The following is a 20,840-nucleotide window of genomic DNA, read 5'->3' on the forward strand; positions in this document are numbered from 1 at the left end:
ATAGGAAATGTCCGGACTGGGATGCCTTGCCGATCATCCCGCCAGAACTCTTGGCGATGGGAAGGTGATTTCCACCAGCGTTCCCTCGTTCGGTGTCGATTGAATGGCAAAGCTGGCGCGATTGGCATCCACCATGGCCTTGGTCAGCGGCAATCCAAGACCGGTGCCGTCGCCGCGCAGCCGTGCGCCGCCGGGAGACACTTGCCGGAACGGCTTCATCGCCTGTTCCAGTTCCGCCCGCGTCATGCCGATCCCGGTATCGCGGATGCGGAGGGTTACGCTGCCATTTGGCTCGTAATTGGTGGAAACGATGATCTGCCCACCTGAAGGCGTGAACCGGATGGCATTCGACAGGATGTTGAGCACGATCTGCTTGATCGACCGCATGTCGGCCACGACATTCGGCACCGATTGCGACAGCGCCGTGCGGATGATCACGCGTTGGCCATTTGCCTGCGGCTGGACGATGGCGACGGCTTCCGACACCGTCTCGTTCAAGCCAACCGCGATGAAGTCGAGATCCATTTCGCCCGCCTCGATCTTGGAAATATCCAGGAGATCGTTGACGATATCCAGCACATGCCGGCCGGAACGGCCGATATCGGCGGCATATTCAGCGTAGCGCCCATGGCCAATCGGCCCGAAGCGCTCATCCGCCATGATATCGGCAAAGCCGATAATGGCATTCAGCGGCGTGCGGATTTCATGGCTGACCCGTGCCAGGAAATCGGTCTTATGGGCATTGGCGGTCTCGGCGGCGCGTTTGGCGCTGCGCAATTCCTCTTCGGTGCGCTTCCATTGGGTAATGTCGCGGATAACAGCGCAAAAGCCGTTGGAAGAGGAGAGGCGACCAATGGTCATGAACAGCGGAATGAAACCGCCGGAGGATTCCCGGCCGATCACTTCGCGTCCGTCGTTGAGCACGCTGGCAACGCCATGACCGGTCAGCCCGCCCAGATAATCGAGGATCGCCCGCTGGCTCTCATGGGCAAACAGCGTCACGAAGGGCTTACCGCGAATATCGTCTTCGTCATAGTTGAACAGCGCACTTGCCGCGCCGTTCACCGTGCGGATCTCGCCATCGGTGCTGATAGTCACCACGCCATCGGTTGCCGTTTCCAGGATGGAGCGCAGCTCCTCCACCTCGATGCGCAGGCCGGTATGTTCCACCGCGTCAAGCCGGGTCGGATGGTCCAATCCAGGCTGTGAGCTGTCACCCGCATCGGCAACCGAACGAGGCGTATGGTCCGCAATGACCGCCTCAGAAGGCTTTGTCGCAGCCTGCGGCACCAGCGCCAGCAGCAAGGCGCTTGCCTCCTCCCAGCGGATCGATTGCAGCCGCGCCGAGACCGGCACCAGCGCATCATCGGCCCTGACCACGACGAGCCTGCCATCCCGGCGCGCGTCGCCCGTTCCAGGCTGATCGTCTTGCGGATTGTCGCCTTGCACCACGTCGTCACGCTGTAAAAGCGCATCCAGCCCACCGGACTGAGCCAATGCGTCGAGATCGGCATAGCCGGTCAGCGCCAGAAATTCCGGATTGGCATGGATCAGGGTATCACCGCGATGAGCGAGCAATGCCACGGGCAGCATGTCCAGCACATCAGGCGAAAACACCACATCGCGCGGCGGACGTGGCAGTAGAGCGCCAGGCACGGATGCGACCGGCAGGATCATCTCGTCCGCAGCGTTTTTTCCATCCTCTGCGTCATCGTTTGTATTGGCGGAAACCTCATCACCAGCAGAGGGAGCAGGGAAATCGACGACGGTCTCATCCAGCTCGTCCCCTTCCTGTTCAGAAACGACGTCAGTCAGATCGTCGCCATCTTCGGCGCTTGTTGACTCGTCGCTTACCTCCGCATTGGCCTTTTCACTGGCCTGCGATGCCGATAGATCGGTGTCTGGATCTGGTTTTGTGTTGTCATTCTCAGGCAGGCTGTCGCGCTCGGCACGTGGCGAAGGCACTGTTGTATCCGTCGCTTCGGGTGTCGCATGGTCGGCGCTGGCATCCGGCGTCTGCGTTTCGGCATTTGCTGCGTCAACAGGGGATGGGTTTTGGTCTTCGACAGTGGCTTTGTCGTCACGTCCCGTGTCGGTATGTCCCTTTTTGGACGATAGATCGCGGCTGCCGTCAGCGGATTTTGCACCGAGTGCGTCCAATCGGCGGGCAATTTCCTGAAAGGTCGCATGTTCAGCGGGGCTCAAGCCTTCGCGGCCGAAATGGCGAGGCTTGAGTTGAACGATGTTTTCCGCCTGAGGAAGGGGGGCTGGAGCGCTGATGACCAAGGCCGGCACCTCTTCCCGTTCCGGCTCCTGTTCTTCCACCCGTTCTGGCGCAGGGATGGTATCAGCCTTTTCGACCTCTGCCGGAGCAGCGGGGGCATCGTCACGCATGTCTTCCTGAGGATCGGCTTGCGCCGCTTGCTCGGTCGTGCCGGTCTGATTGAGAGGGGTGCTTAAGGTCAGTCCCACCTTGTCGGTATCTTCGATGCAATCGGCCAGACGAACGACGCCAAAGCCCCGGAAGCCATCAAAATCGCGATTGCGGGTATAGGTCGGCAAGGCGGCCAGATCGACCGGCACTTTCAAGCTGGTGCCTTCAATCGGCCAGTAGATCGTTTTGCCGGACCAGGTATCGCGCTTTTTCAGCAATTCGACGATCTTGCCATCGGGATCGAGATTGAACAGGGCAGCAAGATCGGCAAAGGTCTGGCCTTCGATGGCCGCCGACCGCGGGCCGACCGCCTTGCCAAATTCCGGCGAGACTTCGCTGAAACAGCCGAGTGCATCGACCTTCCAGACGAACCGTGCCGCCCGCATGGTCGGTGCGAAGGCGAAATCCTCCTCGGTGTTCTCCTGTTGCCGTGCGGCCTGTCCGCTACCGGTTTCCGGCCGTTCGGGCGTTTCTTCCTCGGAATGCGGCGCGTAGTCCGTCTCGCCCTCTTCGTCCTGCTCAAAAGCGTCCGAAGAGGATGTGCTGGTCTCGGCTTGGCTCTCCTCAGACTGATCAGCGGGGTCAGCTGTGGCGGCGATCGCCTCCGGTTCTGCGGGCTCCTCTAGGTGGGTATCGTCCTCGGCTTCGATCTCATCCTGTTCGACACCGGCATTTAGATCCGAATCTGGCAGATCCGCGCTGGCTTGACGATCCTCTGTCAATGTCGCGTCGGACGTGGCAGGAGGCTGTTCCGCTTCAGGATGGCTTTCCTCGGGAACGGACAGTTCTTCAGGCAAGTCCTCGTCTTCAGGGAAGGGCTCGTCTTCAGGCGCGGGCTCGCCAATGGCATGATCGTCCGGCTGCGGGCTCAGCGCATCCGCTTGGGACAGGTCTTCCGGCTCAGGTTCCAACTCGTGGATGCTGCCCAGGGCTTCGACCACATCCTCGAAAGTCTCTGTGGGCGTTGTTTCCTCGGACTTGGCTTCCTCGTGCTCGGCCTCTTCAACCTCAACAGCGATTGTATCTGCGGCTGGAAAAGTCTCAGACGGGGGAGGCTCAGCAGCGGCCACCGCTGGCTCTGTTGAAACCTGCGGTTCGTGGACCTGTGGAGCGGTTACGGAAGCCGGGGTGGGCTGCTCCTCAGTAAACCCATCCGACGCATCCAGCGTTCCCAGCAGGGTTTCCACTGCAAACAGCAGGAACATTGCTGGGTCGTCGGCAATTCTGCCCAGTGCAGCTGGCAGGTTGCCGCGTGCTGTCGGAATAGGCCGCTTCATCAGGCCGCCGGGCTGGACTTGCGCCATCTGCACGATGGTTTCAATGGTGCGTGGCGTAATGCCGAGCCGGTCGAAATTGCCGGATGCACGGATCACTGCGCCCTTGCTGTCCAGAAGAGCCATATGGGTATCAGGGTCCTCGAAGCCGCGCAGCAGTGCTTCGCTGCGGGCCGAGGCGTCCCGGTAGCTGACCGGCATGGAAAACAGGATGACCACTTCGCCGGGGCGGATCTCGAGCCGTTCCAGCTGGGCTTCGACAGGCACAAGACGAAAGCCCGAACCGGCTCGCACCACCAACCGGCGCGCTTCGCCCGTTGTCTTCAATTGCCGGGCCATGGCGGCGATCTGCCGGAAGGTGACATCCTGGCGCGGTGGCCCCTGGTCGAGGAAATCGTAAACAGAAGCCGTTCCGAAGAAACCTGCTCCGGCGCCATTGGCCCAAAGCACCCGTTCCAGATCCAGTGAAAACAGCGCAAGTGCATCTCCACGCGCAAACCTGGCCCTGACCGCGCTGTGCACGGCGATATCAATGAAAGGGTATTGGATAGCGGGCATGGTCAACCTGTCGAGCTTTTTCGCCGGCACTGTTCTGAATTAACAGATTTTTAATAACTTCGCACCCCCTCCGGGTCCAGCGAAGAGCGCCTCTATCGCTAAACAGGGTTAATCTCGACAATTATTTTATTGTGCATCGCAACATAATATTGCAATGCACAATAAACGCTGTTATATGGCCTTTATCGAAAAACACCGGGCTGCAACGATCGGCCCCTTCCAAGGAGTTCCATCATGGCTACCAATTCGAAATCCACCCCTTTCTCTGCTGCTGCCTTCGACCCTGCAAAGATTTCCGACAGCCTGCGCGACTTCACCGAGAAGGGCGCTGCTCAGTCCAAGGAAGCCTATGCCAAGATGAAGACCGCTGCCGAAGACGCCACCAAGACGGTTGAAGCCACCTTGCAGAGCGCCCAGAGCGGCAGCATGGAACTTGGCCTCAAGGCAATCGACGCCCTGCGCACCAATGCCGAGTTGTCCCTGTCGCACATGGAAGCCCTGATGGGCGTCAAGTCTGTTGCTGAGCTGGTCGAATTGCAGACCGCCTTCATCCGCAAGCAGGCTGAAGTCACCGTCGAGCAGGCCAAGGCCATGCAGGAAACCGTCAAGAAGGTTGCCGAAACCGTGGCAAAGCCCGGCAAGGAAGCCGCTGAAAAGGCAATGTCCAGCTTCAAGGTCTCCTGATCTTTTCGGTCACATATTGATGAAGATGAGAGGGTCGGTTCGTCCGGCCCTTTTTATTGCCGTCGCGGCCAGTGATCTGTAAATAAATGGGGAAGCGCAAAAAGGGGCTTGAAAAATTCTCCCACGCCCCGTATGTGACCCCTCGAAAGCGCTAGCGCTTGATGTGCGGTTGTAGCTCAGTTGGTTAGAGCGCAGGTTTGTGGCACCTGAGGTCGGAGGTTCGAGACCCCCCAACCGTACCATTTCTTCCACAATATTTTCAGATCATCTGCTTGCGGACCGTTTGTTCGGTTTCGTTTTGAATATTACATCTGTCCCGTCACCAGATAATACACGCCCGCGACCACGATGAGCCCGCCCAGCGCGCGGACCACCATGCCGTTGTAGAGCCGGCCCAGCCCGTAGCCGATGGCGATGCCGAGGATGTGGATCATGCCGGTGGCGACGACGAAGCCGACAGTGTAGGCGGCGGGGTCGGTGGCGTTGGGGGCCATTTTGCCATGGGGATAGCCATGGAACAGCGCAAACAGTGCGATGATCGCCAGGGAGGCAAATTCGGGGGCTTTCCAGTTGGCGGCGATGGCAGCGCCCAGCGCCAGTAGCGAGAGCGCTATGCCGCCGGAAATCACCGGGTCGGGAATGTCGGCCAGCATGCCAATCACGCCGCCGATGCACATGATCAGCGGGAAGGTGGCGGGCAGGGTCCAGACAGAGCGTCCCCCCATTTGCGCACCCCAGAGACCGACGGCCAGCATGGCCAGGAAGTGATCGGCCCCCAGCAGCGGATGCTCGAACCCGCTGCCGAAGCCGCCCATGGGGCCACCCAGAACATGGGCAAAGGCCGGCGTGGCGCTGCCTGCAAAGCCCAGCAAGGTGATCATCAGGCGCAAGGGTAATCCGTTGATTGCTCTGAAACGTCTCAGAAAATGCTCTTGGAAATGGCCCGGAATTTTCCTTGGATGAAATGGGGTCATTGTCGCTTTGCCCTTGCCGTTTTTGTAAGATTGGCCTGTAGCTGTAAAATATGGGGTATAAGTGACGGCCAGAGCGCTGACAACGCCCGGCTGTTATCGTCGAAGCTTTCTTTCTGGCTTGATCAGGTGCAAACAGGTTCCATGCATTTCGCGACCACAATTTGGTCGCAGAAACAGTCTGCATAAGGTGGCAGCCAAGGCAGGGCTGAAGCAGGGCAGGCATTCAATTCGGGAGATCGGATATGCAGGAAAACTTTAAACGTCAGATCGTCGGGGCGGGGCGGCTTGCCGCTGTCGCAGCCCTTGTTGCCTTAATGCCGGGCATGGCCGAGGCGCACATCGTCCAGGGCGGTGCCGGTGGGTTCCTGCAAGGCTTCGAGCATCCACTGTCGGGTGCCGATCATCTTCTGGCGATGTTTTCCGTCGGTCTCTGGGGCGCGCAACTGGGTGGCCGCAATGTCTGGGCGCTGCCAATCACCTTTCCGCTGATCATGGTCCTGGGTGGCATTCTCGGCATTGCCGGCGTGCCGCTGCCGGCGATTGAAACCGGGATTGCGCTGTCCATCGTCGTGCTGGGCGCAGCGATTGCGCTGGTCTGGCGTCCGCCAGAATGGCTGGCGCTGACGGTCATCGGCCTTTTTGCCATCTGCCATGGTTATGCCCACGGCGCCGAATTGCCAATTGCCGCCGATCCCGCCGATTTTGCCATCGGCTTCGTGATTGCCACCGGCCTGATCCATCTTGCTGGTATTGCCGTTGGGCTTGGTGTGTCGCGGGCCTTGGGCGAGCGCATGGTTCGTATTCCCGGCGGGCTGATCGCCATCGGCGGCCTTTATTTCCTTGTGACCTGATGGCAAAGCCGGGCACGCCCCTTGCTGGTCATCTGACGACGGGTCTAGCCCTTGTGGCGCTGCTCGGAGCAATTGGGATAGGCGCGTCGGCAGTGTGGACCTGGCTTGACCAGGAGACGCTGGACCATTGGCTGCTATCGACCACGTTTACCATTGAACGCCTGCTGCCCTTGATCGGCACGGGCTTCATTCTGGGGCAATTTCCGAGACGGCGATTGCCGCTGGCTCTGCTGGTGCTGGCGGCAGGCTTTGTCGCCGGTTTTGTCTGGCGCGATATGTGGATGCAGCTTCTGGCGCCTTTGCCCGCAGCGCCCAGCCATTTCTTTCTGGTCGGTCCCTTGGCCTGTCTGTTGGCGGGGATAATGCTGGTTTTGCCATTGCCGCTGCGGTTCTGGTCCGGTCTGGCGCTGTTGCCGGTGCTTGGGATCGCTCTTTCGCTGGCGATCTCTTTTTCCGATCCAAGCCTGCATGACCGGCTCTATCTGCCCTTGGCGCTGTCTGCCGCGTTCTGGCTGCTGCTGGTGTCTGGTCTTGTCGCTGGTATCGTCACTGCCGCCTGGACCAGGATTGCCTCGCGGGTTTATGGCAGCTGGTTGCTTGCCATCGGCATGCTGTACGGCGGTGCTTACGTGGCCTCGAAACAGACCACACTCACCCCGCCGCCCTTCGCGGAGCCTCCTGCTGCCAGCGATGATTTTTCAGGTTTTGAGCCTCTGTTCAAATCCCTGGACCGCTATGGTCCCCAGAGACCGGTGCTGGGGCCGGATGCGGGTGAGGGGAGGTTGCCATGAGCCGTTTGCCACTTGCCTTTCGCCGGAAGACCGCGCTTGCAGCCACGCTGGCGCTCTGTCTGCTGTCGGCTTCTCCGGTGTTGGCGCATCCAGACATCGCCATCACGCTGAGGGTGCTGTTCGATATGCATCATGGGGTGTTGACGGGGGTCGGTGAAAGCTGGTCCTTCGATGCGGCCTATAGCCGCGTTCTGCTGGATCGCTATGACCGCGACCGCAATAGCCAGTTTACCGCGGAGGAGGCCTCGGCCCTGCGCGACAAGCTGATTGCCGATCTTGGCCGCAAGAGGTTTTTCACGGAATTGTCGGTGGATGGCAGGCAGGCGGCGCGGTTGCAGCCGGTGGGCTTTACCGCTGAGATCCATGGGAATGTCGTGACTGTCACCTTTGCTTTCAGCCTGGCCGGACCGGTGGATCTGCGCGGCAAAAGCCTTGATCTGGAGGTCAAGGACAAGGACTATGTCGCCGCGTTCCGTCTGGCCGAGACCGGTGGGCTTCAGACTCGCGGCGATGGTGGCCAGTGCCGGACCAGCCGCGCACCAAACCCGGCCCATGCCTATTTCGCCGGTCTGGTCGTGCCGGAGCGGATAACCTTGACCTGCGGTCCGTCTTTATGATGGAAGTAGAGTGGTCACAAATTCCGGGCTGCCGGAAAGGGTGTTGCTAACGGTGCAGATCTCGTGCTCGGCCCGGTCGGCAATCGCCTTGCGGGTCTTGGCGTCGATCTCGCCCGTAATGGTCAAGGTGATTTCGAAACGCTCGACCCGCGACAGACCTTCCTTGGCCTTTTCACCCGTCACTTTGGCGGTAATTTCGCTGATCCTGTCCATCACCCCCATTTCGCTGGCGGCAAGGCGCGCACTGATGGTGAGGCATCCAGCCAGCGAGGCGTAGAGCAGGTCCAGCGGGTTGAAGCCTGCTTGCGACGGGCCGGTGACGATGGACAGTTCACCGCCGGTGGCCGAGGTGATCTGCGGAAAACCGGTGCGGCCGATTACGGCGGTGGCGCCCATGGGGCGGGCTTTCATCTTGATCTCGGCCATGATGCTTATCCTAGTTATAAAAAGATACCGCGATCCTGATCGACCCGCTCGCGTAAGTAATCCACCACGGTGCGAATGCGGGCCAGATCGCGCAGGCTCTCATGATAGGTGGTCCAATAGGCACGGTGCAAGGTGATGTCGGGCAGAATGCGGACTAGGTCACGGTGCTGTCGCGCGATGTAGCTGTGCAAAATACCAATCCCAGCGCCTGCCAGCACCGCTTCCGTCTGGCCAATGGCGGAGGAAATCTCAAAGCTGGCGTTCCAGTTGCGCATGATTTCGCCGGTAAAATTCAGCGATGGCGTGAAGATCAGGTCTTCCACATAGCCAATGCGGTGATGATCCTTGAGGGCTTCCACGGTCTCCGGCAACCCGTGGCGCTCAATATACTGGCGGGAGGCATAAAGCGCCAAGCTGTAATCGGTCAGATGCGCCGAGACGAGGCGCCCCTGATCGGGCCGCTCCAACGTTACGGCAATATCGGCCTCGCGTTGCGACAGCGAAAACGAGCGTGGCACCGGCACCAGCTGGATTTTCAGTTCCGGGTGTCGCTCGATCAATCCGCCAAGCCGGGAGGCCAGAAAGAACACTCCAAACCCATCCGGCGCACCAATCCGCACCGTGCCTGCCACCTTGGCATCGGTGCGTCCAAGGCGGGCTTGGGCTTCCAGCATTTCGGTTTCCATCCGCTCGGCAGAGGCCAAAAACACCTCGCCCTCGGCGGTCAGTTCGCAGCCATTGGTGCGGCGAATGAACAGCCGTGTTTTCAGCGCATCTTCCAGCGCCGTCAAACGGCGTGAGAGCGTGGCGTGGTTCAGCCCCAACCGTTTTGAGGCGGCCAGAATTTGTCCGGTGCGGGCAATGGCCAGAAAAATGCGAACGTCATCCCAATTCATAGTAACATCCATTTATGCACAACGGATGCGTAAATCATCGCGTTGCGTTGTGCAAATTAAAGCGCGATAGTGGCCTATCAAAAACACTCAGGAGGATCACCCATGTATCAGATCGGGCATTTTATTGGCGGCAAGGCCGTGGCTGGCACCTCTGGCCGCAAGCAGCCGATTTTCAATCCGGCAACCGGTGAAGTGCAGGGCGAAATCTCGCTAGCCAGCGCAGACGAGCTGAATGCAGCGGTGGAAAACGCCAAGGCCGCCCAGCCAAAATGGGCCGCCACCAATCCGCAGCGCCGCGCCCGCGTGTTCATGAAGTTCGTGGAATTGCTCAACACCCATATGGACGAGCTGGCCGAAATGCTGTCGCGTGAACATGGCAAGACCATTGAAGACGCCAAGGGCGATATCGTCCGTGGTCTGGAAGTCTGCGAATTCGTCATCGGCATTCCGCATCTGTCGAAGAGCGAGTTTACCGAAGGCGCAGGCCCGAACATTGATATGTATTCCATCCGCCAGGCTGTCGGCGTTGGCGCTGGCATTACGCCGTTCAATTTCCCGGCGATGATTCCGATGTGGATGTTTGCCCCGGCCATCGCTTGCGGCAATGCCTTTATCCTCAAGCCTTCCGAGCGCGATCCGTCAGTGCCGATGCGTCTTGCCGAACTGATGATTGAAGCGGGCTTGCCTGCTGGCATTCTGAACGTCGTCAATGGCGATAAATCAGCTGTCGATGGCCTGCTGACTCATCCCGATATCGGTGCAATTTCCTTCGTGGGCTCCACCCCGATTGCCCGTTATGTTTATGGCACGGCAGCAGCCAACGGCAAGCGCGCCCAATGCTTTGGCGGCGCCAAGAACCACATGATCATCATGCCCGATGCCGATCTGGATCAGGCCGCCAATGCGCTGATGGGCGCGGGCTATGGTTCGGCCGGGGAACGCTGCATGGCGATTTCGGTGGCCGTTCCTGTTGGTGATGAAACCGCTGATCGCCTGATTGCCAAGCTGACCCCGATGATCGAGAGCCTGCGCATTGGCCCTTATACCGATGACAAGGCCGATATGGGTCCTGTCATTACCAAGGAAGCCCGCGACCGCATTCTGGGTCTGATCGACAGTGGCGTCGAAGCCGGTGCCAAGCTGGTCGTCGATGGCCGTGACTTCAAGCTTCAGGGCTATGAAAACGGCAATTTCGTCGGTGGCTGCCTGTTCGACAACGTTACCCCGGATATGGACATCTACAAGACCGAAATCTTCGGACCGGTTCTCTCGGTAGTGCGCGCGAAAAACTATGAAGAAGCGCTCGATCTGCCGATGAAGCATGAATATGGCAATGGCGTTGCGATCTATACCCGCGACGGCGATGCGGCGCGTGATTTTGCCAGCCGCATCAATATCGGCATGGTCGGCATCAATGTGCCGATTCCGGTGCCGCTGGCCTACCACTCCTTCGGCGGTTGGAAGGCGTCTTCCTTCGGCGACCTCAACCAGCATGGTACGGACTCGATCAAATTCTGGACCCGCACCAAGACCGTCACCAGCCGCTGGCCTTCCGGCATCAAGGATGGCGCTGAATTCGTTATGCCGACGATGAAATGATGCCTGCGGTTTTTCTGTCTGCGCGTCCTCGCGGCACTCCGTTTGCTGCGGTTGCGCGGGCAGGCATCAAAGACGGTGCCGAGTTCGTCATGCCAACAATGAAGTGATGACGTAAGACGTCGCACCAAAAATTATCACCAAGGCGGGTCTCCAACGGCCCGCCTTTTTTCGTGATAAAAAGCCAAAATCAACACTCCAAGCATGAAAATCTTTTCTGGAGAAACACGCTCAAAAAATGTTAATTTGGAATTGTTCAAAAGTACAAAAGCCATTATATATGCTGATATGGACGGACAAAATTGGCGCTTTGCCAAGGACCGCCAAGCGGCTAAGGTTCGCTGGACCAGCTTAAGGAGTGGCGCATGCGCTTGACGAAGCAGACCAATTACGCGGTACGCATTCTGATGTATTGCGCGGCGAACAAGGACCACCTGAGCCGTATTCCGGAAATTGCCAAGGCCTATGGTGTCTCTGAACTGTTCCTGTTCAAGATCCTTCAGCCGCTCAACAAGGCAGGCCTGGTGGAAACTGTGCGTGGCCGCAATGGCGGCGTGCGCCTGGGTCGTGCGCCTGAAAAGATCAGCCTGTTCGATGTGGTCAAGGTCACGGAAGACAGTTTTGCGATGGCCGAATGCTTCGAGGATGATGGCGAGGTCGATTGCCCGTTGATCGACAGCTGCGGCCTGAATTCGGCGCTGCGCAAGGCGCTCAATGCTTTCTTCGCGGTGCTGGCGGAATATTCCATCGACGACCTGGTCAAGGCCCGCCCGCAGATCAACTTTTTGCTGGGTATCGAGGATCTGCCTCGTCTGGCAGCTGCACCGGCTGCCTGAGCCTGTTTGTTTTAAAAGTGATGATGTAGAGCCCCCTGACCTCCGGTCCGGGCGTTTTTCGTTTGTGGTGAGGCTGGGATGAGGCGGTTGACCAGGGACGGCAATACGCTACTTGAAGGTAAGTGATGTAGCCGCCCGGAGAGATCAGCATGACCGCCCATCAGACAGCCGACACCGTTGCTACCAGACCTTGGGCGATCATCGTCATGGGGGTCAGCGGCTGCGGCAAAAGCTCGATTGGCGAGGGCCTGGCGAAAAAGCTTGACGCCCCCTTCCTGGAAGGTGACAGCCTGCATCCCGCCGCCAATGTCGAGAAAATGGCCAAGGGCACGCCGCTGAACGATGAAGACCGTTGGCCCTGGTTGCAAGCGATCGGCGATAAAATGGCCGCCGCCTTGCAGGAGGGCCAAACCATTATCGTGTCCTGCTCGTCGTTGAAGAAAAGCTATCGCGACCTGCTGCGCGAAGCGACTGGCAATCGCACCGCGTTCATTTATCTGGAAGGCTCGAAAGAGCTGCTGACCCGCCGCATGGGTGAACGCACCGGACATTTCATGCCGGTCAGCCTGCTGGAAAGCCAGCTTGCAACACTGGAAAGCCCGACCGGTGAGCCTTGTGTGGTGACAGTTGATATTGATCGCAGCATCGACGCCATTGTCGAGGCCGCAGCAGCCGGGCTGTCGGAGCTGGAATAACAACGATTTGCGGTGATCAGGCCGGATCGATCTGGCAGCTGTGATCTTGCACATCTTCACCGCCGGAAAAACCGATGGTCGCGGCAGGGGCAATGTCGCTGAGAATGATGAAGCCAGGGCCGCTGGCGAAACTGGCACCAACCACCACCAGATTGTGGCTTGCCATCTCCGTTGACGGGTCTTTCAGGGTCTTCGCCAGCGCCAGAAACGGATTGTAGCCAGCCAGCGTATCACCCTCGACCTTCATGGCGATGAAATGGTGTCCGGCCACTGTGCCCGGCAGGGGCGCCCAGTCGGTGCCGATGTCATTGGCCATCTTGGTCAAAAGCGCATGGGCATCCGGGCTGAGGCAATCGATATGGATATGCAACTGGTTTTGCGAGCGGGCGTTTTGTGCGTTGACCGCCAGGCTGAGCGCATCGCGTGACAAGGGATGCGGCAGCTTGGCATCGACGGCGGCCCGCTCATTCCAGGCATCGGCAAAGAAATTCGGCGTCTTGTCATCCAGCAGAGCAGGGCTTTCGATGCCGGTGATCTTGTCGGTCGGGATCAGCAGATGTTGCGCCACGCCACGTTGATCCTTCAGCAGCGCATAATGTTCGCCGGCATTGACATGGACGCAAGGCGCTGTCGCGACAACACATTTGTCATGGACGATTTTCCACAGCGCGTCGGGATCGGCATGGGCAATCGCGCTGGCGGCAAGCAGGCCGATGAGACCAAGGGCGAGGGAGGAAAGCGGGCGGCTGGTCATAGTGATCCCTTGAGCAAATCATTGACTTCAAGCACCCGACTGTAAGGTCCGTCTGCCGATTTCCTGTGACGCCCGGTTCGTCCGCATATCACATTTTCGGGATCTGTATCAGGCCCTGAACCGCTCCGGACGAAAGGCCGAGATATCCAGAAACGGCGTTTTGCCGCTCATCGCCTCCGCCAGCAACCGCCCCGTCACCGGACCCAGCGTCAAGCCATGATGGGCATGGCCAAACGCCAGCCACAGCCCTTTGTGGCGTGGCGCCTGGCCAATCACCGGCATCATATCCGGCGTGCAGGGCCGCGCGCCCATCCAGGGTTCCGCGTCCAGCCGCTCGGCCAGCGGAAAGATGGTGCGGGCGACTTTCTCGGCCCGCGCCAATTGTACCGGGGTTTTCGGCGCGTCGCGCAAGGCAAATTCCGCCCCGGTCGTCAGCCGTATGCCCTGGGTCATCGGGGCGAGAAAATAGCCACGCTCCTTGTCCATCATCCAGTTGTTCAGCACTGCATTGCCGGTGCTGGCATAGTGCATGTGGTAGCCGCGCTTGACGCCGAGCAGGAACCGGTAGCCGAGCTTGGCCGTCACCTGATCCGACCAGGGGCCGAGGGCGACCACGACCTGTTTGCCATCGATCACGCCATCGTCGGTGGTGACCTGCCAGCCGCTGCCTGCCTGTTTCAGGCTCAAGGCATCACCATGCACGAAGCGTCCGCCAAGCTTTTCGAAGGTGGTGAGATAGGCCTTGGTCAGCCCGAGCGGATCAAGCACCGACCAGGGATCGTTCCATTTCAGCCCGCCGATGAAATCCTGGCTCAGATGCGGCTCTTCGCGGGCCAGATCGGCTGCCGTCAGGGTTTGAAACTGAATACCGTATTCACGCCCCAGTCGTTCGGCCTCAGCCACTTCCTTGTCGCGCACGGCCTGGGTGCGAAACGCCTCGACCCAACCGTCCTTGCGGATCAGCGCTTCGGCCCCCGATGCCTCGATCAGCTCTTTATGTTCGGTGATCGAATGCTCGATCAGTGGCGCATAGGCCCTGGCGATCACCTCATGGCGCGGCTTGTTGGAATGCCACCAATAGGAGGAGAGGAAAGCGGCAAGCTTCGGCAGAGCCTTGAGATGATAATGCGCATCGATCCGGTTGTTGAGACCGTAGCGCAGGATCAAGCCAAGATCCTGCGGAAAGCCGTAGGGCACGACGCCCTCGCGCTGGATCAGCCCGGCATTGCCGTAGGACGTTTCCTCGCCCGCGCCCCGCCTGTCCACCAGCACCACAGATTTGCCGCGCCGCGCCAGCTGAACAGCGGTGGACACGCCGATGATACCGGCGCCAAGAACAATTGCATCGACAGACATGAAAAGACCCACGGTCAAGGATTACTGCCGTGACCATGCAAAAGCGCTGGGAAATGCGCAAATGAAAACTTTCTGAAATGGCAGGATTTTTATCCTGCCATTGCGGTGCTTCGGGCTTTCTCTACTCGCGGTTTCAAATAAAGGATCTCAGATATTCAGAAAGACACAGAATGGCCATCGCCTGCCCATAGGGCATCGAGGTCAGCTTGATAGTGCGATAGAAATCGAGATCCGAACCCATGGCGGTGCCGAAGGACACCTGGTTCAATTCGCCCTTGGCGTCGATATTGGCAATGACGCCGCGCACCGCGCGTTCCGCCACGGGCCGATAGTCCGCGCTGATATACCGTTTGCGCACCGCCTTCATCAGCCCATAGGCAAAACCGGCGGTGGCCGAGGCTTCCAGATAGCTGCCCTCGTCATCGACCAGCGTGTGCCAGAGGCCGGAAGGGTCCTGATATTTGGCAAGGGCTGCGGCCTGACGGTCGAGCGTAGAGAGTAGATGACGCCGCACCGCGTCGCCTTCCGGCAATTGCAAGAGATCGATGAATTCCGGAATGGCAATGGTCACCCAGGAATTGCCGCGGGCCCAGAGTGCGCGGGCAAAATTATGATTGCCATCGAAGGTCCAGCCATGGAACCACAGGCCGGAGGCGCGGTCGGCGAGGTATTGGCTATGGATCAGAAACTGATACTTCGCCTCTTCCAAATAGTCCGGGCGGTTCAACAGCAGGCCGATCTTGGCGAGCGGCATGACGCTCATCATCAGCGTATCGTCCCACATCTGCTGGTCGTTGACGCTGTTATAGACGATATGCTGCAAACCGCCTTCGCGCGTGCGCGACATCTCATGCATCACCCACTCGGCCCAGGTTTCCAGATAGGGGATAAAGGCCGGGTTGGGCGCATGTTCATAAAGGCAGGCGAGCGTCAGAAACGGGCAGACCGTGTTGATATTCTTGGTCGGGGTTCCCTCGGCAAGCCGTGCCGAGAACCAGTCGGTGATAACAGTCATCGCCTTGGCATCGCCGGTCTGCTGCCAGTATTTAAACAGACCGTAAAGCCCGATACCATGGGTCCATTCCCACCCGGCCCAGCCCTTGGTATCGATCACCCGCCCATCGTCCAGCCGCAGCAGGAATTCCCCTGTGGTGTCCGTGATGTTGATCAGATTGTCCGTCAACCGGCCAATCAGCTCGACAACCTCATTGCGCGTCACAAAACGCTCCGGCTGCGCCAGCAAAGGATGCATGGTCATGGTTACTCCTCCTCGACGCCCTCCACAGCGTCGGGGTGAAGGGAGCATAGACAGGAGGGGATTGCAAGCAGGAGGCGCGTCAGCTGGAGTTCGGCGGGTGAGGCGAACACGCTTTCGACATTGACTTTATCTTTTGGGTGGGATGGTCTGACGAAAGATGATCATTGCCATACAGCATATGGGCACCATCTATTTGGCAGAATCTCTCAAAATAAAAGGGGTTGAGCCCATGGACATCAAGAGAAACGGCACCCAGCCTTCCACCAAAGGTCCATCGGACTGGTTTTCCGGCACGGTCCGCATCGATCCGTTGTTTTCGCCCAACGATGCCCGCCGCGCCGCCGCAGCCTGCGTGACATTCGAGCCCGGCGCACGCACCGCCTGGCATACGCATCCCCTCGGCCAGACACTGATTGTCACCGCTGGCCTCGGCCTCGTGCAGCGCGAGGGCGGCCCGATCGAAACCATCAATCCGGGTGACGTCGTCTGGTTCGAGCCCGGCGAAAAGCACTGGCACGGTGCCTCCGCGACCACAGCCATGACCCATATCGCCATTCAGGAGCAGCTGGATGGAAAGGTGGTCGACTGGCTGGAGCAGGTGACGGACGAGCAGTATCGATCCGTGTGATTGGGTTTACGCTCCGCCACAACAATGCGCCGCATTCGAGACGCCCGGGCGCATACCTGTGACGGCGACGTCATTGGTCCTTGTCGTGTGCATTTTGTGGAAAGGTGATCTCTGTCGTGAAGCCCTTGGTTGGCAGCACGTCGAACCGGAAGCCATGCAATTTGGTAATCGCGGCCACCAAGGTCAATCCCAACCCCAACCCTCTTGTGTGGCGGCTTCGGTCTGAGCGGTAAAAGCGCTGAACAAGGAGATTTCTCTCGCTCTCAGGCACGCCTGGGCCAGTGTCGCTCACGCGGAGCGCTTTTCGCTCGTCTTCCACGACAAGGCAAACATCGATCCTGCCGCCCTCGGGCGTGAATTTTATCGCGTTATCAACGAGATTGGCGACGGCCTCGAAAATCAGATCCCGATCTCCATGAACGACAATGTCGGCATTTGCCCTCACTGTCAGTGTCAGCTGCTTCTCTTCAGCAATGGGCTCGTAGAGGTCCCCGACTTCCAGCACGAGCTCCGCGAGTTCCACTTTGTCAAATGCCTGAAGTCGGCGCGCTTGTTCAATCTCTCGAACACGCAAAATGGCTGTGACGATGGAGATCGCGTGGTCAATTCCTGAAATCGCCCGATCCATGGCGATCTGCATGTCCTCAACGGAGGTCGCATTGCGCCGAGCCCTTTCCAGGCCGAGGCGCACTCTGGCCAGAGGTGTTCTCAAATCGTGGGCTATATCGTCACCGACGGCGGCGAGGTCCTCGATGAAGGCCTGCATCTCGTCGAGCATGCCGTTGACGATTTGGGCAAGGTTGTCGAGCGGGTCCTGCACATTGCGGTAGGGAAGGCGCTGTTTCAAATCGCCCGCAACAATCTGTGCGATCCGGATTTGCATTTCGTTGACACGCCTGTGGGCGTTCAAGCCAAAAAACACCGCCGCCGCCAGGCCAAACGTCAGCACCGGAACCAGGCCAAACAGCAGCCCTCTTTCCACCATGGATGCGGCCTGCTCATTATCGGCCGTGCTCCAGCCAACGAACAGAATATTGCCATCTGGCAGGCGTCGCGCAACCGCGCGCGCCCGCTGTTGTTGCGGTGGTGTTTGGTCGGTGCGAACAATGGAGACCTGTCTGGGCGGCATATCCAGCGCCAGACCCGACGGAAATTCCTGGACAGTTCCCGACACACGGTGGCCATCGGCTGTGAAAATACCCGTTGGCTTCACCCGTCGCGGGTCTTGCCTCACGCGTTCCTCATAGGCATCCATCCGCCCCAGAAGAGCACCTTGCGTGATGACGCTTGCTTCTTGCAAAACCAGCTCATCCAGTTGATTGATCAACTCGCGGCCAGTGGTCTGGACATAGGCAAAGCTAAAGCTCAGCACCATGGGAACGGTTATCGCCGTCACCAACACCACCACATAGCGGAAACGGGATTGCCGGACCCATTCAATCGGGCGCGCGAAGTACAAAACCTTCTCCACGAACATTGGAGATCATCGGGTGATCTCCCGGATGATCAATTTTTCGCCTGAGCCGACCCATATGCACATCGATGAGGTTTGAATCGGGAACGAATTTATATTTCCAGACTTCCTCAAACAGCATTCCTCGCGTCAGAAGCTGTTCGCAATGGCGCATCATATATTCGAGCAGCTTGAATTCACGGGGAAGAAGCTCAATCTCTCTTTCGCCGCGGCAAGCGCTGCGCTCCAGAAGGTCAAGCTCAAGCGGTCCAACCCGCAGCACTTTTGCCGACATGTCAGCGGGGCGGCGAAGAAGGGCTTCCACGCGGGCGACAAGTTCGAGGATCGCAAAGGGCTTGGTGAGATAGTCGTCGCCACCGGCCCGCAGGCCGCGCACACGGTCGTTGACGGCGCTGAGGGCACTGATGACAAGCACAGGCGTGCGAACCTGTTCGCGCCGCAATGTATCAATCACAGCAAGGCCATCCATACCAGGCAGCATACGGTCAACGATCAGGATATCTGCCCCGCCATTCCTTGCGCGTTCAAGGCCCCTGGCACCATCGGATTCCCAGTCAACGGCGTATCCGTAATCTTTCAGCTCAGCGCAGATATCTTGTGCCGTATCTTCATCATCCTCAATAAGGATAACTTTCGCCATGGCCTATTCCTTGGTGCGTCGGTCCCTCCATAGATGTTGCAGGTCATCCATTATTGCCAGAGCACACGCGCGTTTCAAATACCGGTTTGCTGTTTCACTCCTACGGTTTTTCAAAAAATAGCGCAATTGTGCGGTGTGTGATTCAACGCGCGGATGCACATAATCAGGCTTGCCTCCGGGGCGGGATGGCCGTTCTTAAATTTCTATTTAATGGCTTTTGTCATTTCACTGCGTCAAACCCCAGCACCTGCGCGACAGAAAGTCGCGTGCTGACTTGTGACTATATGGTGCGATCGTCAAAGCCCACGGCAATCGCAGTCGCCCTTAAACTCAATTAGGTGCCAGATGCCCGTTCATCGTAAAGACAACCCATCCATTGCCGCAGGCATCCAAGGCCCGGTTTTGAGCCGCCGTCAGCTTTTGGGATCGGCAGCCACCGGGGCGGTCGTTCTCGGTGCGACCTCTGTGCCAAGCTGGGCGCAAGCACCGGAAAAAACCGTGGATGTCCTGTTGATCGGTGGCGGCATCATGAGTGCGACGCTGGGTGTTTTGCTCAGCCAGCTTGAGCCGAACTGGACGATTGAAATGCTTGAGCGGCTCGACGCCGTGGCCATGGAAAGCTCCAACGGCTGGAACAATGCCGGCACGGGGCATTCGGCCCTGGCCGAGCTGAATTATTCGCCGATGGATGCGAAAGGCAATGTGCATATCGAAAAGGCGATTGAGATCAATTCGGCCTTCCAGATCACCCGCCAGTTCCTCGCCCATCAGGTTGATGTTGGCGTGTTGAAAAATCCGCGCTCGTTCCTCAACTCGACACCGCACATGAGTTTCGTCTGGGGCGATGAGAACACGGCGTTTCTTGCCAAGCGGTTTGAAGCGTTGAAAGCCAGCCCGCTGTTTTCCGGCATGCAGTTTTCGACCGATCATGACAAGATTGCCGAATGGGTGCCGCTGATGATGGACGGGCGTGATCGCGCCCAGAAGCTCGCCGCCACCTGGAGCCCCCTTGGCACCGACGCCGATTGGGGCGAGGTGACCCGTCAGTATGTCACGCATCTGAAGAGCCATCCAAACTTTGCGCTGCGCACCTCCACCGAAGTGCAGGCGATTGAAAAGACCAGCGACGGATCGTGGAACGTCAGCACCTCCAATCGCAAGGATGGATCGTCGACCACCGTCAAGGCGAAGTTCGTGTTCATCGGTGCGGGCGGTGGTGCGTTGCACCTTCTGCAGATGGCCGGCATTCCTGAAGGCGATGACTACGCGGGCTTCCCCGTGGGCGGTTCGTTCCTGGTCTGCGACAAACCAGAGATCGCAAACCAGCATTTTGCCAAGGCCTACGGGCAGGCTTCCACCGGTGCGCCGCCAATGTCGGTTCCGCATCTCGACACCCGCGTGTTTGAAGGCAAGCGCCACTTGTTGTTTGGCCCCTTCGCAACCTTCTCGACAAAGTTCCTGAAGGAAGGATCGCTGTTCGATCTGCCTGCGACAATCACGCTCGAAAACATCTGGCCCATGCTGAAAGTTGGCTATGATGAGTTTGATCTGGTCGAATATCTGGCCGGGCAGCTTTTGCTGTCAGACGCAGATCGGCTGGAGGCCCTGCGCGCCTATTTTCCCAATGCCAAGGCCGAGGATTGGCGCCTTTGGCAGGCCGGCCAGCGCGTTCAGATCATCAAGAGAGACGCCAAAAAGGGCGGCATTCTCAAGCTCGGAACAGAAATTGTGGCGGCCAAGGATGGCAGCATTGCCGCCCTGCTCGGCGCTTCTCCGGGCGCGTCAACGGCTGCACCGATCATGCTGGATCTGCTCCAGAAAGTGTTTGCCGAGAAATTGGCGACACCGGAATGGCAGGAGAAGGTGCGCACCATGGTGCCAAGCTATGGCGTCAACCTCAATGAGAACCCCGACATGCTGGCCAAGGAATGGGCGGCGACGGCAGAGCGCCTTCAACTGACGCTCGCACCACCAGCAATCGACATGTCCGCAATAACAAAGCCAGGCGTCAGCGCACCGGCGGCAGACATCAAACGTGTGCCGGACATGGCGCTGTAAATTCTGGCCTTACGCGAGAATGAATGCGCGCCTTGGCGTG

Annotated in this window: 18 protein-coding genes and 1 tRNA gene; 10 read left to right on the forward strand and 9 right to left on the reverse strand. The window is 58.9% G+C overall.

Translation table 11 applies throughout. The annotated features are described in order from the left end of the window. Positions 1-33: 33 nt before the first annotated feature. The gene (locus AVI_RS03305; RefSeq protein ID WP_015915009.1) at positions 34-4,266 is read right to left on the reverse strand and encodes an ATP-binding protein; all 4,233 of its coding nucleotides are present in this window, start codon (positions 4,264-4,266) and stop codon (positions 34-36) included. A 234-nt stretch (positions 4,267-4,500) separates the two neighbouring features. On the opposite strand from AVI_RS03305, the gene AVI_RS03310 reads away from it, so the two are divergent. Further along, the gene (locus AVI_RS03310; RefSeq protein WP_015915010.1) at positions 4,501-4,950 is read left to right on the forward strand and encodes a phasin; all 450 of its coding nucleotides are present in this window, start codon (positions 4,501-4,503) and stop codon (positions 4,948-4,950) included. 165 nt (positions 4,951-5,115) lie between these two features. Beyond that, positions 5,116-5,192, forward strand: a tRNA-His gene (locus tag AVI_RS03315). A gap of 63 nt (positions 5,193-5,255) precedes the next feature. Here AVI_RS03315 and AVI_RS03320 read toward each other — a convergent pair. Further along, on the reverse strand, positions 5,256-5,924 hold the full coding sequence (locus AVI_RS03320; RefSeq protein WP_015915011.1) for a HupE/UreJ family protein: 669 nt from the start codon (positions 5,922-5,924) through the stop codon (positions 5,256-5,258). Between the two features lie 242 nt (positions 5,925-6,166). Between AVI_RS03320 and AVI_RS03325 the strand changes: the two genes are divergently transcribed. Genes AVI_RS03325 through AVI_RS03335 form a run of 3 tightly spaced genes read left to right on the forward strand, consistent with a single transcriptional unit; the run spans position 6,167 to position 8,183 of the window. Next, a complete protein-coding gene (locus AVI_RS03325) occupies positions 6,167-6,775 on the forward strand; it encodes a HupE/UreJ family protein (protein ID WP_015915012.1) in 609 nt (202 codons plus the stop codon). Continuing rightward, a complete protein-coding gene (locus AVI_RS03330; RefSeq protein ID WP_041696231.1) occupies positions 6,775-7,566 on the forward strand; it encodes a hypothetical protein in 792 nt (263 codons plus the stop codon). The genes AVI_RS03325 and AVI_RS03330 overlap by 1 nt, the downstream gene beginning before the upstream one ends. Further along, complete coding sequence (locus AVI_RS03335; protein WP_015915013.1) at positions 7,563-8,183, forward strand: DUF1007 family protein; 621 nt, start codon at positions 7,563-7,565, stop codon at positions 8,181-8,183. The genes AVI_RS03330 and AVI_RS03335 overlap by 4 nt, the downstream gene beginning before the upstream one ends. Here AVI_RS03335 and AVI_RS03340 read toward each other — a convergent pair. Both AVI_RS03340 and AVI_RS03345 read right to left on the reverse strand, forming a co-directional pair. Continuing rightward, positions 8,178-8,609, reverse strand: coding sequence for an OsmC family protein (locus tag AVI_RS03340; RefSeq protein WP_015915014.1), 432 nt, complete (start codon positions 8,607-8,609; stop codon positions 8,178-8,180). The genes AVI_RS03335 and AVI_RS03340 overlap by 6 nt on opposite strands. Positions 8,610-8,623: 14 nt before the next feature. After that, the gene (locus tag AVI_RS03345) at positions 8,624-9,505 is read right to left on the reverse strand and encodes a LysR family transcriptional regulator (RefSeq protein ID WP_015915015.1); all 882 of its coding nucleotides are present in this window, start codon (positions 9,503-9,505) and stop codon (positions 8,624-8,626) included. A 102-nt stretch (positions 9,506-9,607) separates the two neighbouring features. Here AVI_RS03345 and AVI_RS03350 point away from each other — a divergent pair, with 102 nt between their 5' ends. From AVI_RS03350 to AVI_RS03360, 3 genes are all read left to right on the forward strand, one after another. Further along, positions 9,608-11,104 carry a CoA-acylating methylmalonate-semialdehyde dehydrogenase gene (locus tag AVI_RS03350; protein ID WP_015915016.1) on the forward strand — a complete coding sequence of 499 codons (1,497 nt, stop codon included), beginning with the start codon at positions 9,608-9,610 and terminating at the stop codon, positions 11,102-11,104. Positions 11,105-11,466: 362 nt separating this feature from the next. Next, positions 11,467-11,937 carry an iron-responsive transcriptional regulator RirA gene (gene rirA, locus AVI_RS03355; protein ID WP_015915017.1) on the forward strand — a complete coding sequence of 157 codons (471 nt, stop codon included), beginning with the start codon at positions 11,467-11,469 and terminating at the stop codon, positions 11,935-11,937. Between the two features lie 149 nt (positions 11,938-12,086). Then, on the forward strand, positions 12,087-12,632 hold the full coding sequence (locus tag AVI_RS03360) for a gluconokinase (RefSeq protein WP_015915018.1): 546 nt from the start codon (positions 12,087-12,089) through the stop codon (positions 12,630-12,632). A gap of 16 nt (positions 12,633-12,648) precedes the next feature. On the opposite strand, the gene AVI_RS03365 is transcribed toward AVI_RS03360, so the two are convergent. The 3 genes from AVI_RS03365 to bglB form a co-directional block, all read right to left on the reverse strand. Then, positions 12,649-13,386: a CDP-diacylglycerol diphosphatase gene (locus AVI_RS03365; RefSeq protein ID WP_015915019.1), complete on the reverse strand. Its 738-nt coding sequence runs from the start codon at positions 13,384-13,386 to the stop codon at positions 12,649-12,651. Positions 13,387-13,494: 108 nt separating this feature from the next. Further along, positions 13,495-14,742, reverse strand: a complete 1,248-nt coding sequence (locus AVI_RS03370) for an NAD(P)/FAD-dependent oxidoreductase (protein ID WP_015915020.1) — start codon at positions 14,740-14,742, stop codon at positions 13,495-13,497. Between the two features lie 133 nt (positions 14,743-14,875). Further along, on the reverse strand, positions 14,876-16,000 hold the full coding sequence (gene bglB, locus AVI_RS03375) for a beta-galactosidase BglB (protein ID WP_015915021.1): 1,125 nt from the start codon (positions 15,998-16,000) through the stop codon (positions 14,876-14,878). A gap of 229 nt (positions 16,001-16,229) precedes the next feature. On the opposite strand from bglB, the gene AVI_RS03380 reads away from it, so the two are divergent. Continuing rightward, positions 16,230-16,628: a (R)-mandelonitrile lyase gene (locus tag AVI_RS03380; RefSeq protein WP_015915022.1), complete on the forward strand. Its 399-nt coding sequence runs from the start codon at positions 16,230-16,232 to the stop codon at positions 16,626-16,628. A gap of 70 nt (positions 16,629-16,698) precedes the next feature. On the opposite strand, the gene AVI_RS03385 is transcribed toward AVI_RS03380, so the two are convergent. Then, entirely contained in the window at positions 16,699-18,087 is a 1,389-nt protein-coding gene (locus tag AVI_RS03385; RefSeq protein WP_234895243.1) for a sensor histidine kinase, read from the reverse strand. Continuing rightward, positions 18,065-18,742, reverse strand: a complete 678-nt coding sequence (locus AVI_RS03390; protein ID WP_015915024.1) for a response regulator transcription factor — start codon at positions 18,740-18,742, stop codon at positions 18,065-18,067. The genes AVI_RS03385 and AVI_RS03390 overlap by 23 nt, the downstream gene beginning before the upstream one ends. A gap of 345 nt (positions 18,743-19,087) precedes the next feature. Between AVI_RS03390 and mqo the strand changes: the two genes are divergently transcribed. Then, positions 19,088-20,800, forward strand: coding sequence for a malate dehydrogenase (quinone) (mqo, locus tag AVI_RS03395; protein ID WP_041696234.1), 1,713 nt, complete (start codon positions 19,088-19,090; stop codon positions 20,798-20,800). The last annotated feature ends 40 nt before the right edge of the window (positions 20,801-20,840 follow it).

This window comes from Allorhizobium ampelinum S4 (assembly GCF_000016285.1).
In the GTDB taxonomy this organism is placed as follows: Bacteria; Pseudomonadota; Alphaproteobacteria; order Rhizobiales; family Rhizobiaceae; genus Allorhizobium; species Allorhizobium ampelinum.

Bases quoted from the DNA above. Each gene is read 5' to 3' on its own strand.
- AVI_RS03345 (WP_015915015.1), bottom strand. From the start codon at position 9,505: ATGAATTGGGATGACGTTCGCATTTTTCTGGCCATTGCCCGCACCGGA.
- mqo (WP_041696234.1), top strand. From the start codon at position 19,088: ATGCCCGTTCATCGTAAAGACAACCCATCCATTGCCGCAGGCATCCAA.
- AVI_RS03390 (WP_015915024.1), bottom strand. From the start codon at position 18,742: ATGGCGAAAGTTATCCTTATTGAGGATGATGAAGATACGGCACAAGAT.
- AVI_RS03310 (WP_015915010.1), top strand. From the start codon at position 4,501: ATGGCTACCAATTCGAAATCCACCCCTTTCTCTGCTGCTGCCTTCGAC.
- bglB (WP_015915021.1), bottom strand. From the start codon at position 16,000: ATGACCATGCATCCTTTGCTGGCGCAGCCGGAGCGTTTTGTGACGCGC.
- AVI_RS03360 (WP_015915018.1), top strand. From the start codon at position 12,087: ATGACCGCCCATCAGACAGCCGACACCGTTGCTACCAGACCTTGGGCG.
- AVI_RS03335 (WP_015915013.1), top strand. From the start codon at position 7,563: ATGAGCCGTTTGCCACTTGCCTTTCGCCGGAAGACCGCGCTTGCAGCC.
- AVI_RS03325 (WP_015915012.1), top strand. From the start codon at position 6,167: ATGCAGGAAAACTTTAAACGTCAGATCGTCGGGGCGGGGCGGCTTGCC.
- AVI_RS03380 (WP_015915022.1), top strand. From the start codon at position 16,230: ATGGACATCAAGAGAAACGGCACCCAGCCTTCCACCAAAGGTCCATCG.
- AVI_RS03330 (WP_041696231.1), top strand. From the start codon at position 6,775: ATGGCAAAGCCGGGCACGCCCCTTGCTGGTCATCTGACGACGGGTCTA.
- AVI_RS03365 (WP_015915019.1), bottom strand. From the start codon at position 13,386: ATGACCAGCCGCCCGCTTTCCTCCCTCGCCCTTGGTCTCATCGGCCTG.
- AVI_RS03305 (WP_015915009.1), bottom strand. From the start codon at position 4,266: ATGCCCGCTATCCAATACCCTTTCATTGATATCGCCGTGCACAGCGCG.
- AVI_RS03340 (WP_015915014.1), bottom strand. From the start codon at position 8,609: ATGGCCGAGATCAAGATGAAAGCCCGCCCCATGGGCGCCACCGCCGTA.
- AVI_RS03320 (WP_015915011.1), bottom strand. From the start codon at position 5,924: ATGACCCCATTTCATCCAAGGAAAATTCCGGGCCATTTCCAAGAGCAT.
- AVI_RS03350 (WP_015915016.1), top strand. From the start codon at position 9,608: ATGTATCAGATCGGGCATTTTATTGGCGGCAAGGCCGTGGCTGGCACC.
- rirA (WP_015915017.1), top strand. From the start codon at position 11,467: ATGCGCTTGACGAAGCAGACCAATTACGCGGTACGCATTCTGATGTAT.
- AVI_RS03370 (WP_015915020.1), bottom strand. From the start codon at position 14,742: ATGTCTGTCGATGCAATTGTTCTTGGCGCCGGTATCATCGGCGTGTCC.